General features: G+C 54.6%; 11 protein-coding genes and 2 tRNA genes. 4 read left to right on the top strand and 9 right to left on the bottom strand.

The genetic code is table 11. The annotated features are described in order from the left end of the window. Positions 1 to 124: 124 nt before the first annotated feature. The 4 genes from GYM47_RS05140 to sdhC are packed head-to-tail and all read right to left on the bottom strand — an operon-like array spanning position 125 to position 3,360. Entirely contained in the window at positions 125 to 835 is a 711-nt protein-coding gene (locus GYM47_RS05140; RefSeq protein WP_016914530.1) for a succinate dehydrogenase iron-sulfur subunit, read from the bottom strand. 27 nt (positions 836 to 862) lie between these two features. Beyond that, on the bottom strand, positions 863 to 2,638 hold the full coding sequence (gene sdhA, locus GYM47_RS05135) for a succinate dehydrogenase flavoprotein subunit (protein ID WP_139525438.1): 1,776 nt from the start codon (positions 2,636 to 2,638) through the stop codon (positions 863 to 865). A 3-nt stretch (positions 2,639 to 2,641) separates the two neighbouring features. Beyond that, the gene (gene sdhD, locus GYM47_RS05130) at positions 2,642 to 2,989 is read right to left on the bottom strand and encodes a succinate dehydrogenase, hydrophobic membrane anchor protein (RefSeq protein ID WP_139525437.1); all 348 of its coding nucleotides are present in this window, start codon (positions 2,987 to 2,989) and stop codon (positions 2,642 to 2,644) included. Next, the gene (gene sdhC, locus GYM47_RS05125; protein ID WP_196781579.1) at positions 2,983 to 3,360 is read right to left on the bottom strand and encodes a succinate dehydrogenase, cytochrome b556 subunit; all 378 of its coding nucleotides are present in this window, start codon (positions 3,358 to 3,360) and stop codon (positions 2,983 to 2,985) included. Before sdhC ends, sdhD begins: the two co-directional genes overlap by 7 nt. A gap of 488 nt (positions 3,361 to 3,848) precedes the next feature. Between sdhC and gltA the strand changes: the two genes are divergently transcribed. Next, on the top strand, positions 3,849 to 5,135 hold the full coding sequence (gene gltA, locus GYM47_RS05120; protein WP_139525436.1) for a citrate synthase: 1,287 nt from the start codon (positions 3,849 to 3,851) through the stop codon (positions 5,133 to 5,135). Positions 5,136 to 5,234: 99 nt separating this feature from the next. Then, a complete protein-coding gene (locus tag GYM47_RS05115) occupies positions 5,235 to 6,116 on the top strand; it encodes an NAD(P)-dependent oxidoreductase (protein WP_139525435.1) in 882 nt (293 codons plus the stop codon). Between the two features lie 375 nt (positions 6,117 to 6,491). On the opposite strand, the gene GYM47_RS05110 is transcribed toward GYM47_RS05115, so the two are convergent. The 3 genes from GYM47_RS05110 to gltX all read right to left on the bottom strand — a co-directional run bounded on the left by GYM47_RS05110 (position 6,492) and on the right by gltX (position 8,302). Continuing rightward, positions 6,492 to 6,567: transfer RNA gene (locus GYM47_RS05110), tRNA-Glu, on the bottom strand. Positions 6,568 to 6,618: 51 nt separating this feature from the next. Next, a tRNA-Ala gene (locus tag GYM47_RS05105) sits at positions 6,619 to 6,694 on the bottom strand. Positions 6,695 to 6,823: 129 nt separating this feature from the next. Continuing rightward, complete coding sequence (gene gltX / locus GYM47_RS05100) at positions 6,824 to 8,302, bottom strand: glutamate--tRNA ligase (RefSeq protein WP_153842315.1); 1,479 nt, start codon at positions 8,300 to 8,302, stop codon at positions 6,824 to 6,826. A 286-nt stretch (positions 8,303 to 8,588) separates the two neighbouring features. Between gltX and GYM47_RS05095 the strand changes: the two genes are divergently transcribed. Next, on the top strand, positions 8,589 to 9,113 hold the full coding sequence (locus GYM47_RS05095; protein ID WP_139525433.1) for a helix-turn-helix domain-containing protein: 525 nt from the start codon (positions 8,589 to 8,591) through the stop codon (positions 9,111 to 9,113). 21 nt (positions 9,114 to 9,134) lie between these two features. Here the strand turns inward: GYM47_RS05095 and GYM47_RS05090 are convergent, their stop codons facing one another. After that, positions 9,135 to 9,713: a hypothetical protein gene (locus tag GYM47_RS05090; RefSeq protein WP_139525432.1), complete on the bottom strand. Its 579-nt coding sequence runs from the start codon at positions 9,711 to 9,713 to the stop codon at positions 9,135 to 9,137. A 395-nt stretch (positions 9,714 to 10,108) separates the two neighbouring features. On the opposite strand from GYM47_RS05090, the gene dusA reads away from it, so the two are divergent. Next, positions 10,109 to 11,152 (top strand): tRNA dihydrouridine(20/20a) synthase DusA, encoded by a 1,044-nt coding sequence (dusA, locus tag GYM47_RS05085; protein WP_153842314.1) that lies wholly within the window; start codon positions 10,109 to 10,111, stop codon positions 11,150 to 11,152. 342 nt (positions 11,153 to 11,494) lie between these two features. On the opposite strand, the gene GYM47_RS05080 is transcribed toward dusA, so the two are convergent. Beyond that, positions 11,495 to 12,226, bottom strand: a complete 732-nt coding sequence (locus GYM47_RS05080) for an SDR family oxidoreductase (RefSeq protein ID WP_139525379.1) — start codon at positions 12,224 to 12,226, stop codon at positions 11,495 to 11,497. Positions 12,227 to 12,380: the final 154 nt, after the last annotated feature.

Below are 12,380 nucleotides of genomic sequence, written 5' to 3'. Positions count from 1 at the left end.
GACCACGGTGCGACGCGTCGCCGCACCGTGACGGCCCCTATGATAACAAGCGAAGCGCCACGATTTAAGTAGCTTTATGCTGCAACTTACGTGGTACACGCTTTTTCTTCATGGGATTAGATAGTTACGTAGCGTCCGCAAGCAACATTTCACGAATTTTACCAATTGCACGGGTCGGGTTAAGACCTTTCGGGCACACGGCAACACAGTTCATGATGCCACGGCAGCGGAAAACCGAGAACGGATCCTCCAAGCTGGTCAGGCGCTCACGGGTTGCGGTATCGCGGCTGTCGGCCAGGAAGCGGTAGGATTGCAGCAGGCCAGCAGGACCCACGAATTTGTCCGGATTCCACCAGAACGACGGGCACGATGTGGAGCAACACGCGCACAGAATACATTCGTATAGGCCGTCCAGTTTGTCGCGCTCTTCCGGCGACTGCAGGCGCTCAATGGCCGGTGCCGGGGTGTCGTTCTGCAGATACGGCTGGATACGCTCGTACTGTTTATAGAACAGCCCCATGTCGACCACCATATCGCGGATGACCGGAAGACCAGGCAGCGGGCGAAGTGTCAGCTTGTTGTTTTTCACGACGTCTGACAGCGGCGTGATGCACGCCAGGCCGTTTTTGCCATTCATGTTCATGCCGTCGGAACCGCAAACACCCTCACGGCAGCTGCGGCGATAGGCCAAACCGCTGTCTTGCTCTTTCATCAGATGCAGAACATCCAGCACCATCAGATCGCGGCCTTTGGTATCGACCTGAAACTCCTGCATATAAGGTGCGGAGTCGGTTTCCGGATTGTAGCGGTATACGGATACCTGAAGATTGGACATGGTGACTCCCTCTCGTCGGTGCGAAGATTAGTAGGTACGAACCTTGGGCTCGAACGTATCGACGGTTTTCGGCTTGAAGTTGACGTCGCGCTTCTTCAGCTCTTTGCTGGCCGGGAAGTAGAGCGAGTGTTTCAGCCAGTTGACATCATCACGGTCAGGGTAGTCGTAGCGCGAGTGGGCACCACGGCTCTCTTTACGCTCGAGGGCAGCAATCGCCGTTGCTTCTGCCACTTCCATCAGGTTGTCCAGCTCCAGCGCTTCGACACGAGCCGTGTTGAACGCGTTGGATTTGTCCGGCAGGTGCGCATTGGCAATGCGGCCACGCAGGTCCGCCAGCTTTTTGACACCTTCTTGCATGTTTTTCTCTTCACGGAATACACCGAAAGAGTTCTGCATGATGTCTTGCAGCTCGGCTTTCAGTGCCGGAATGCTTTCGCCACCCTCTTCGGATTCGTTCCAGCGCGTGATGCGCTTCATGGCGAACTCGATGTCCGACTCGGAAGCGTCGAGGTATTCGATACCTTCGTTCAGCGCGCCTTCGATGAACATACCCGCAGCACGGCCGAAGACCACCAAGTCGAGCAGTGAGTTACCGCCCAGGCGGTTGGCACCGTGGACCGATACACACGCCGCTTCGCCACAGGCGAACAGGCCGTTGACGATCTGGTCGTTACCATTTTCGTCTTGAGTGATCGCTTGGCCATGGATGTTGGTCGGAATACCGCCCATCATATAGTGGCAGGTCGGGACGACAGGAATCGGGTCTTTCGCCGGATCGACATGGGCGAAGGTCTTGGAGAGCTCGACGATCCCCGGCAGACGCTTGCCAAGGACTTCTTCGCCAAGGTGATCGAGTTTCAGGAAGACGTGATCACCCTTCTCGCCACAGCCGCGGCCTTCGAGAATCTCCATGACCATGGAGCGTGCCACCACGTCTCGACCCGCTAAGTCTTTGGCGTTCGGTGCATAACGCTCCATGAAACGCTCGCCGTCTTTGTTGATCAGGTAGCCACCCTCACCACGGCATCCTTCGGTCACCAAGGTGCCCGCACCGTAGATACCGGTCGGGTGGAACTGCCACATTTCCATATCCTGCATCGGGAAGCCCGCGCGCAGCGCCATGCCGATGCCGTCACCGGTATTGATCAGAGCGTTGGTGGTAGAGGCGTAGATACGACCCGCACCGCCCGTCGCCAGAACCGTGGCTTTCGATTTGACGTGCACCACTTCACCAGTTTCGATGCACATGGCGATACAGCCCACTACGTCACCGCTGGCGTTCTTGACCAGGTCGACTGCATACCACTCGTTCAAGAACGTGGTGTTGTTCTTGAGGTTGTTTTGGTACAGGGTGTGCAGCAGTGCGTGGCCGGTACGGTCGGCGGCTGCACAGGTGCGCGCTGCCTGACCGCCTTCACCGAAGTTCTTCGACTGACCGCCGAACGGACGCTGGTAGATGCGGCCGTTATCGAAACGCGAGAACGGCAGGCCCATGTGTTCCAGTTCGAAGACCGCTTTGGGGCCTTCGGAGCACATGTATTCAGCGGCGTCTTGGTCAGCAATGTAGTCGCCGCCTTTGACCGTGTCGTACATGTGCCAACGCCAGTCATCGTTCGGGTCGGCGGAGGCGATGGCACAGGTAATACCGCCTTGAGCAGAAACCGTGTGAGAGCGCGTCGGGAACACTTTGGAAAGTACGGCTGTCTTTTTACCGGATTTTGCTAGTTCGAGCGCCGCACGCAGGCCAGAGCCACCGCCACCGATGATGATGGCGTCGAATGTCAGGCTACGAAGGTTAGACATGTATCAAGCTCCCCACAGAATTTGAATGCCCCACACGAGGTACACGAAGATGGCCAGAATGATCAGCGTCTGGGCACCCACGCGCAGGCGAGTGGACTTGAGGTAATCGGTGGTGACGGTCCACAAACCGATCCAGGCGTGCGCAGCGATCGAGATAAACGCCAGCAGCGAGAAAATACGCATCCAGGTTTGCTCGAACAGGCCGCTCCAGGTGTAGTAATCCAGGTTCGGATTCAACAGCAGGTAAGCAACGACGAAAACGGTATAGAGGGCCAGCACGACCGCAGAAACACGCTGCATCAGCCAGTCAGACAGACCGCTACGGCCAAAACTCGTAATGTTGGTTACCATACCCAAACTCCTGCCAGAATGATCAGAACCGCGCTTACCACGACGGTCGCCTGTGCTTTTTTCACGCCACCTTCTAAGGTCACCCCAATATTGGCGTCCATCAGCAGGTGCTTGATGCCTGCCACAAAGTGGAATGCCAAGGCAGACAGCAGCCCCCACGCAACGAGCTTGGCAAAGAAGTTGTTGGCTAAGGCACTGCTGACAGCATCGAAGCCAGCCGGAGATGATAGGGATTTACCCAACGCCCAAAAAGCGAAAATCAGGCCAACGAACAGGATCACACCCGTGATACGGTGTGTAATCGACGTTAGCGCCGGTAGTGGGAAATGTATCGTCGTTAGATCTAGGTTTACGGGTCGTTTGCTATTCACGGCGTTATACACACTCTCTTGGCCCGCTCTGCGACAGGTCGGGCATAGCCCGAGCGGGCAGTGGTTGCTGGAAGGGGCTCGGCCGTTGCCAAGTCGGGCACGACCACCTACCTGCCGGTCGCGCGCCGTGGATTATAAGAACCTTAGCCCCTGCTGACAAACCGATCTCAGGCTTAACTCGACCATGGTGCAAGAAAAATGCCGCCTACCCGAGTCGATTTTGCGATGCAGCATGGTTATAGTGACAGGAGATTGATGGTTTGATAAGCCTGTTAACGTATCGTCAATCCTCTGGCACTTCGCTACTATGAACACCTCATTTATCATATACAAAAATTGTTCATAACAACAATCTCTGTACAAGCATAGCTAGCGCTTAGGCTAATTGACAAAATGTCGCACACTTCTATAGTGGGCAAGCCTTTTCGCCGGCGCGGTATGCGAAACAACGACTTTACGTCCCAAACCGAATTCGAAAGGAGGCCAGCATGGCTGACAGGAAAGCGACATTGACGGTAGACGGTCTCGACAAAACGATCGAGCTACCCATGTATTCCGGCACACTTGGCCCCGACGTCATCGACGTGCGCGGCTTAGGCGCCGAAGGCCTGTTTACCTACGACCCCGGCTTTATGGCCACCTCTTCCTGCCAATCTGCCATCACCTATATCGATGGCGGCAAGGGCGTACTGCTGCACCGCGGTTACCCCATTGATCAACTGGCGAAAGAGTCGAACTTTGTAGAAGTTTGCTACACCCTGCTGTTTGGTGAGCTGCCCAACGACGAGCAGTACGCTGATTTCGAATCACGTATTCGCAATCACACCATGGTGCACGACCAGATCAACAACTTTTTCAAAGGGTTCCGCCGTGACGCGCACCCAATGTCGATTCTGTGCGGTGTCGTGGGCGGCCTAGCAGCCTTCTACCACGATCACATGGACATCACTCAGGAAGAAGACCGCGTCATCAGCGCGATCCGTTTGATCGCCAAGATGCCGACCCTGGCCGCCATGTCGCACAAGTACAATGTGGGCCAACCGTTCAATTATCCGCGCAACGATCTGAGCTATGCAGAGAATTTCCTCTACATGATGTTCAGCAACCCGTGCGAAGAGTACAAAATCAACCCGGTATACGCGAAAGCCATGGACCGCATCTTCATGCTGCATGCGGACCACGAGCAAAACGCCTCTACCTCTACCGTTCGTCTGGCAGGCTCAACTGGCGCCAACCCGTTTGCCTGTATCAGCGCGGGCATTGCGGCCTTGTGGGGTCCTGCGCATGGCGGTGCCAACGAGGCCGTGCTCAACATGCTGGACGAAATCGGCGACGATTCCGAAGAGAACATTCAGCGCTTCGTGGATAAAGCGAAAGACAAGAACGATCCCTTCAAACTGATGGGCTTCGGTCATCGCGTCTACCGCAACTTCGACCCACGCGCCAAAGTGATGAAAGAGACCTGCGACGAAGTACTGGCCGAGCTCGGCATGGCCGACGACCCGCAGCTCAAAATCGCCAAGCGCCTGGAGCAAATCGCACTCGAAGATGAATACTTCATCGAGCGCAAACTGTATCCGAACGTCGATTTCTACTCAGGCATCATTCTGAAAGCCATGGGCATTCCGACCAACATGTTCACCGTGATCTTTGCGGTGTCGCGTACCATTGGTTGGATCTCCCACTGGCATGAAATGCTCAGCGAAAGCTACAAAATCGGCCGCCCGCGCCAGCTGTACGTCGGTCACGAAAAACGTGACTATCCCAGCAAGTGATTTGGCAGCTAACGCGCTAATGCATGCATAGGATGACGAAGGCCACCCACGGGTGGCCTTTTGTTTGCTCGTACTTCCTACCAACAACAAAGGTGCTTTATGCAATCTATCAAAACCGTTGCGTTTATCGGCCTTGGCGTCATGGGCTACCCGATGGCCGGCCACCTCGCCAAGCAGGGCCTCACCACGCGGGTTTACAACCGCACCGCAAGCAAGTCAGAAGCATGGGCTAACGCCTTTGGCGGCACGGCTCACGCGACACCCGCCGAGGCAGCCCAGGGGGCCGATTTGGTATTGGTGTGTGTCGGCAACGATGACGATGTGCGCCAAGTGACCATGGGCAGCGATGGTGTACTGAGCACCATGACCAGCGGGAGCTACCTCGTCGATCACACCACCGCGTCAGCGGATTTAGCGCTGGAGCTGGATGCTGCCTGTCGAGAAAATGGCGTAGCGTTTATTGACGCCCCCGTGTCAGGCGGCCAGCAAGGTGCCGAGAACGGCGCACTGACCATCATGTGCGGCGGCGAGCAAGCGCATTTTGATGCCGTCGCCCCTTTCCTGAATCATTACGCACGTGCCGTCACGCTCATGGGCGCTGCCAGCAGTGGTCAGCTCACCAAAATGGTGAATCAGATCTGCATTGCAGGCTTGGTACAAGGCTTGGCGGAAGGCCTGCACTTTGCTGAGCAAGCCGGACTCGATCAGCACCAAGTCATCGACGTCATTTCCAAAGGCGCTGCAGGGTCTTGGCAGATGGAGAACCGTCATAAAACAATGATTGCTGATGAGTATAACCATGGTTTCGCGGTGGACTGGATGCGCAAGGATCTGGGGATATGCCTCGAGCAAGCGCGACGGTTAGACGCCACCCTTCCTGTCACGGCGTTGGTCGACCAATTCTATGCGGACGTACAGCGTATGGAAGGCGGCCGCTGGGACACGTCATCGCTACTAAAACGGCTGCGCAAACCTGAATAACGCTTGACTTTTTGGCACTCGCTGCCTAGCCAGGGTTTTCCACACTATCTGTGGATAACCCTGTTCACAACCACTAGAAAACGCCCCACAATCGCCATGAACAGTGACTCAACCTTAAATTGGTTATTTTTTAACCTAATATAACTGATTGATTTTAAAGAGCTTACGCTAAATTGCTGATTTTTTGCTTCATCTTTATGTGGTTGTGCACAACCCGATCCTCCAAGTTACAAAAGTGGACAAGTCAAGCACAATATGGACAAAAAACGCGTGAAATAGACGCAAGTTCTAGACGACGGGAATGCAAAAAAGGCAAGTGAGAAGACTCATTGCTATTCGCGAATCGAAATGATTTAAGGAGAGAAACAAAGAGAGTGGCGTCCCATAGGGGGTTCGAACCCCTGTTCCCGCCGTGAAAGGGCGGTGTCCTAGACCACTAGACGAATGGGACGTTGTCAGACCTTAGATATCTTGGACAATCAACATCAGGGATGGCTGATATTGGTGGAGCCTAGCGGGATCGAACCGCTGACCTCAACACTGCCAGTGTTGCGCTCTCCCAGCTGAGCTAAGGCCCCACATGTCGCGAAGACGGAGCGTATATTACTGATTCGCCTGATCTTCGTCAAGCCTATTTCCCGAAGAAAACGCCACGCGTTCATAACTAGACCGCGCGACGCTCTCTCCATTTTCATACCAGGGGTCAATTACAGATCGCGGTACTCTTTTTCAAACCGCTTCGCTTGCTTTTTGGAAACACCCCCTAACACGTCAATAGCGTTACGCAACCGCGCACGTGTCACATCGGAGCCCAAGATAGCCATCGCATCCATCACCGAGGTACTGGACGCACTTCCGGTGATGGCAATGAACACCGGTGCCAAGAACACTTTCATTTTGAGCTCGAAGTGCTCTGACAATGTTTTCACCTCGGCCAGAAGTGCGTCTTTATGCCAAGCAGAAACGGCCTCGAAACGCCAAACCAGGAATTGCAGCAGCTTGACGAGTTCTTCGTCGTCCAGCTTTACGCTATCAAAGTCATCTTTACTGATCGCTGGCAAACCTGAGAAGAAATGGCCAGCGAGCGGTACGACCTGAGAAAGCGTCTCTATCCGTGGACGCACTTGCGGCAAAATCTGTTTAACGTACGCATCGTTGAACGCCCATTCGCGCAGCGCCTGAAGCAGGGCGTCGTCATCCAAATCTTCTCGAATGTAAACGCCGTTTAGCCACGTTAACTTCTCCAGATCGAACACGGGACCACCGAGGGAGACGCGCTGAATATCGAATTCCGCCATCATTTCTGACAGGCTGAATTTTTCACGCTCGTCGGGCATCGACCAGCCCATGCGCCCTAGGTAGTTGGTAACGGCCTGGGGTAAAAACCCCATGCGACGATAGTAGTTGATCGATGTGGGATTCTTACGCTTGGAGAGCTTGGACTTATCCGGATTACGCAGCAACGGCATATGGCAGAGCTGCGGCATTTCCCAGCCAAAGTACTCATATAGCAGTTGGTGCTTCGGCGCGGAGTTGATCCACTCTTCACCACGCAGTACGTGAGTAATGCCCATCAGATGGTCATCCACCACGTTCGCCAGATGATAGGTGGGCATACCGTCTGACTTCATCAGAATCTGCGCATCGACCTGCGCCCAATCGACCTCGATCGTGCCGCGCAACATGTCGCTCACCACACACACACCCTCGCTGGGTACGTGCATACGAATGACGTACGGCCAGCCTTCTTGCTCACGGCGTGCCTGCTCGTCGACGTCCAAGGCTAGATCGGCTGGCTTCAGCGCTAAGTGTAGGCCCGCCTCTTTGCGAGACTCACGCAGTTCGTCCAACTCTTCGCTGGTGCGGTAACATTTGAAAGCATGACCAGCATCCAGCAGCCGCTGGGCGTGCATCGCATAGATATCGCCACGTTCGCTTTGGCGATAAGGGCCATGTGGGCCACCAACGTCAGGACCTTCATCCCACTCCAACCCCAGCCAGCGCAAGGAATCCAAAATCATCTGTTCGGACTCGGGAGTCGAACGCACCCGATCGGTATCTTCGATACGCAGAATGAACTGCCCGCCGTGCTGACGAGCAAAGCAGAGATTGAACAACGCAATATAAGCAGTACCTACGTGCGGATCGCCTGTAGGAGAAGGCGCGATACGAGTGCGAACGGTCATCAACGGATCCTTTTGGCAATTAAGCGTGGCGCCATTATACGCACCCTTAGATCAACCAACAGCCTCCATAAGGGAACGAGTTTGGCTTAAAAGCGTCTGAACGAGTGCTCAAGGATCGTCGATAGGAAGATGCGCGCTAATGCACAATCGCTTAGTATGACGCAGTACCTATGATTCGTGTTCGTACATGAGAAAACATTGCGTCTTTCTCAGTATGATCAGAGCGCCACCTTGCGGGTGGAAGTACATTCAACGAGCTGATTCAGCTCATCGACAGGAAAATGAAATGGAATCGCTAGGCTCACGTATCAAGCAACTGCGGCTTAGGGCCAAGCTCAACAAGGCTGCCCTTGCACGTAAAGTTGGCGTGTCAGATGTCACCATTTCTTACTGGGAGTCCGGGGCGATTAAACAGATCGGCCACGAGCGTCTAGTGGCGCTCGCCGATGCCCTCGATTGTTCGCTGGCTACCCTGCTAGAAGGTGATAGTGCACCTCAACTGTTAACCCTGAGCCATACGGGTCCCCTCCCCTGGGAACAGGTTCAGGCCACGACCATTACCGTGCCGCATCATCTGCCGTTGAAGATCGACTGGAAAGCGCCCTGCGTGATGGCGACCCCGGGCAAAGACACGGATTTTTCACCCATTGCATCCGGGGATTTACTCCTGCTCGGCCCAACACATGTGTTCCATAAGGCGGGCCATTACTTGGTCCAGCGGGATAACCGCTTCGTGATCGAACACTTTGCGAAAGCGCCAAGTGACATCTCTATCCATGCCGTATTACTGGCACACTGGTGTCCTGCCTAAAGCAACTACCTCCCCATCCCTTTAGTTGTCCTCAATCACCTCCACCTGGTCGCGCGTCCGTCTTGGTTCATTGCCAATCAAGAAACGGCGCGAGTAGGTGGCTATCTGCCCTAGACCGTGGCGGGATTGGCTGACCAGCTCTCCCGCCAAGTATTCGCCTTCTCCACCAATGCGTTCCTGCACGCTTTCTGGCTGAACGGCAGCCTCACCTAACTGTACCGTAACCCAATAGCCCCCATCCGGTAGGCCGCTGCCAGAACCAAAGGGCCCCGCTTCGAATTTACCGTCCATCACTCGCGTACGCGCTTGCCAACGGACGCGGCTTAGCTCCCGCTCGATAATCACCTGCACTTGGGCGTTATCCGGCAAATTGGTGTCGCCTTCTACCATTAGGCGGCGATCGGGACGCAGTGACGCTGACGTCGAAATAACGACTTCCAGGGGCTCCACCTGCTGCGTTGGCGGTTCCGGCTCAGAGGCGCGCTCTTCGGCCACGGAGTTAGGCTGGGTTTGTGAGACCTCTTCCTCCGGCCCGCTGCACCCGCTCAATAGCAGGGCCCCGACTAACGCCACGCCAACATAACCGAGCGTCTTCCCCATAACGACTCCTCATCTTAATGTGCCACGCCTGCCTACCCAGCGTTGACTCTCACCATACCTTTTTTTGACCACAAAATACGCAAAGTGATGCAGGGGTTTATAAGAACTGATGAGGGCTGCGCGATGATTGAGACAGACCTCTCACCCCTCCTTAGAGACGCCATGCCTCTCCAATGGGGTCCACAGTGTTAGGACCTCAACAGTCGTACAGAGATAGCTTAGCTTTGTACTGTTCATAGCTTCTTGCGTACAATCGCACGCCAACGATGCCCCTTCGAATACATAGCCATGGTGCACCACCGCTTTTCGTTACACGGCAAGAAACTTGCTATTGGAACATTAGTGGTACATAGAGCATGACTTATAGATAGCATCTTATGATGCAAGTGATTGATATGAATAAACAAAGCCCAGCAGACATGGCACGCCGATTCTCCGTCGCGCCTATGATGGATTGGACGACCCGAGATTACCGCGCCTTCGCGCGCACGCTGACCAAGCGGGCGCTGCTATATACCGAGATGGTGACGACTGGGGCGGTGTTGCATGGTTCTCCCCGGGAGCGCTTTCTGGGTTATAGCGAGGTGGAGCATCCGATTGCACTGCAGTTGGGGGGCAGCGATGCGGGGGAACTGGCGGAGTGCGCGGCGATTGCGCAGGCGTGGGGTTATGATGAGGTCAATCTGAACGTTGGCTGCCCCAGCGACCGGGTACAGAACAACATGATTGGCGCGTGTCTGATGGGCCACCCAGAGAAAGTAGCGGCGGCGGTGAAAGCCATGCAGGCGGCGGTGTCGATTCCGGTCACGGTGAAGTGCCGCATCGGCATCAATGATCAGGATGAAGATACAGATTTAGCACGATTTATCGATATCTTGGCCTCGGCGGGCTGTGAGGTGTTTACCGTACACGCCCGCAAGGCGTGGCTGCAGGGGCTGTCGCCGAAAGAGAATCGCGATATTCCGCCGCTGAATTATCCCCGCGTGCACCGGCTGAAGCAGAGCTATCCTGAGCTGCACATCGGCATCAACGGCGGCATTAAAACGCTTGGAGAGTGCCAAGCGCAGCTTGAGCACGTAGATAGCGTGATGGTAGGTCGTGAGGCGTACCAAAACCCGTGGTTACTGGCGAGTGTGGATAAGCAGATTTTTGGGAAGTCTGGCCCTGCGCGTACGCGATTGGAAGCAGCCACGGCGTTTCGCCCGTACATTCAGCAGCGGCTGGATGAAGGGGCCAAGCTGAATCATATCACTCGGCATCTGCTTGGGCTGTTTCAGGGCTGTCCTGGCGGGCGTCGGTTCCGTCGCCACCTGTCGGAGCATGCGCACAAAGAGGGTGCAGGCTTACGTTTGTTTGATGATGCGCTCGGCTTGGTTCGCGAGCCTAAGTTTGAAGCGGAGTCTATCGAAGAGCATAAGACCAGCCAGCTTTTGTTCTAACACATCCAGGGGAGTTGAAACCTGCAGCGCTAAATCGTGCGCCGCCTCTGTAGGCTCGATACCTCGGGCTTTTCGTTCAAACAGCGCCACACCTAATTGATGGTGCTAACCTCATCGTCGCAGTGGCAAATTTTGACGGTAAGCCGTGGGATATTTTGGCTAAAGGCGCCTCTTTCGTGTAAGCCTTGCCAATAAGTTCAGTACTAACGTTGCTAGCTACCGGCGCTGATGAATGCGCAGCGTGAGCAAAAACGGCTGCAGCACCTCTCGAAGAAGACCCCGGTGCGCAGCTCAACTGCGCGGCCGGGGTTTTAATTTACCGGTTGCGTAAACAGATAAACCTTAGTAGCCAGATTGCGTTGGCTGAATAATTATTTCATCGATATTTACATCATCCGGTTGCACTATGGCGTAGGCAATGGCATTTGCTATCGCGTCAGGCTTCAGCGCTACCTGACGAAAATCTTCCAGCCAGGCTTTAGTTGCGGTGTCTGTGGTGGTGTGCGCCAACTCGCTTTCGACTACACCCGGCGAAATAGTGGTAACCCTGACTTTTTTTGTTTCCATCCGCAGACCATCGGAGATAGCACGTACTGCAAACTTAGTTCCGCAGTACACTGCAGCTGTCGGAAATACACTGTGGGCAGCTATAGACGCAGTATTGATTATATGCCCGCCACGCTGCTCCATCACGCTGAGCACAGACTCAATGCCGTTTAATACCCCTTTAATGTTCACGTCTATCATTCGGTTCCACTCATCTGCTTTCAGCGCCGCCATGGGTGACAGCGGCATTAAGCCAGCGTTGTTCACCAAAACATCAACCGGGCCGAACTCTTCGCTGACAGCCGCCACTACCGCCTTAAAGTTATCGCGTGATGTGACATCAAGCGTATAAGCTTTCGCCTTACCACCTGCTTGCTTAATTCTCTGAGTTAATGCTTCAAGCCGATCAGTACGGCGCGCTGCTACCAGCACGGTGTGCCCGGCGTTAGCTAATATTTCAGCGGTGGCTTCACCAATACCGCTGCTGGCACCGGTGACCAGAACAACTCTAGGTTTGATAGCGCTCATAACAAAATCCTTTGTAAATAAAGAAAATAATGCTGCTTTTATACGGGCTAACCCGATGCCTGTTATGTTAAAAGCATGAAGGACTGTTATGGATACCCAAAAATACGCTATGATTGCCTGATTATCCAACCTAAGTCAGAGGGGGGGGGGTGGA

This window comes from Vreelandella piezotolerans (assembly GCF_012427705.1).
In the GTDB taxonomy this organism is placed as follows: Bacteria; Pseudomonadota; Gammaproteobacteria; order Pseudomonadales; family Halomonadaceae; genus Vreelandella; species Vreelandella piezotolerans.
The sequence above is the reverse complement of the archived record's forward strand: the minus strand, read 5'-3'. Positions and strand labels throughout refer to the sequence as shown.

Coding starts and splice junctions, on each gene's coding strand:
- GYM47_RS05140 (WP_016914530.1), bottom strand. CDS start 835: ATGTCCAATCTTCAGGTATCCGTATACCGCTACAATCCGGAAACCGAC.
- sdhA (WP_139525438.1), bottom strand. CDS start 2,638: ATGTCTAACCTTCGTAGCCTGACATTCGACGCCATCATCATCGGTGGC.
- sdhD (WP_139525437.1), bottom strand. CDS start 2,989: ATGGTAACCAACATTACGAGTTTTGGCCGTAGCGGTCTGTCTGACTGG.
- gltA (WP_139525436.1), top strand. CDS start 3,849: ATGGCTGACAGGAAAGCGACATTGACGGTAGACGGTCTCGACAAAACG.
- GYM47_RS05115 (WP_139525435.1), top strand. CDS start 5,235: ATGCAATCTATCAAAACCGTTGCGTTTATCGGCCTTGGCGTCATGGGC.
- gltX (WP_153842315.1), bottom strand. CDS start 8,302: ATGACCGTTCGCACTCGTATCGCGCCTTCTCCTACAGGCGATCCGCAC.
- GYM47_RS05095 (WP_139525433.1), top strand. CDS start 8,589: ATGGAATCGCTAGGCTCACGTATCAAGCAACTGCGGCTTAGGGCCAAG.
- GYM47_RS05090 (WP_139525432.1), bottom strand. CDS start 9,713: ATGGGGAAGACGCTCGGTTATGTTGGCGTGGCGTTAGTCGGGGCCCTG.
- dusA (WP_153842314.1), top strand. CDS start 10,109: ATGAATAAACAAAGCCCAGCAGACATGGCACGCCGATTCTCCGTCGCG.
- GYM47_RS05080 (WP_139525379.1), bottom strand. CDS start 12,226: ATGAGCGCTATCAAACCTAGAGTTGTTCTGGTCACCGGTGCCAGCAGC.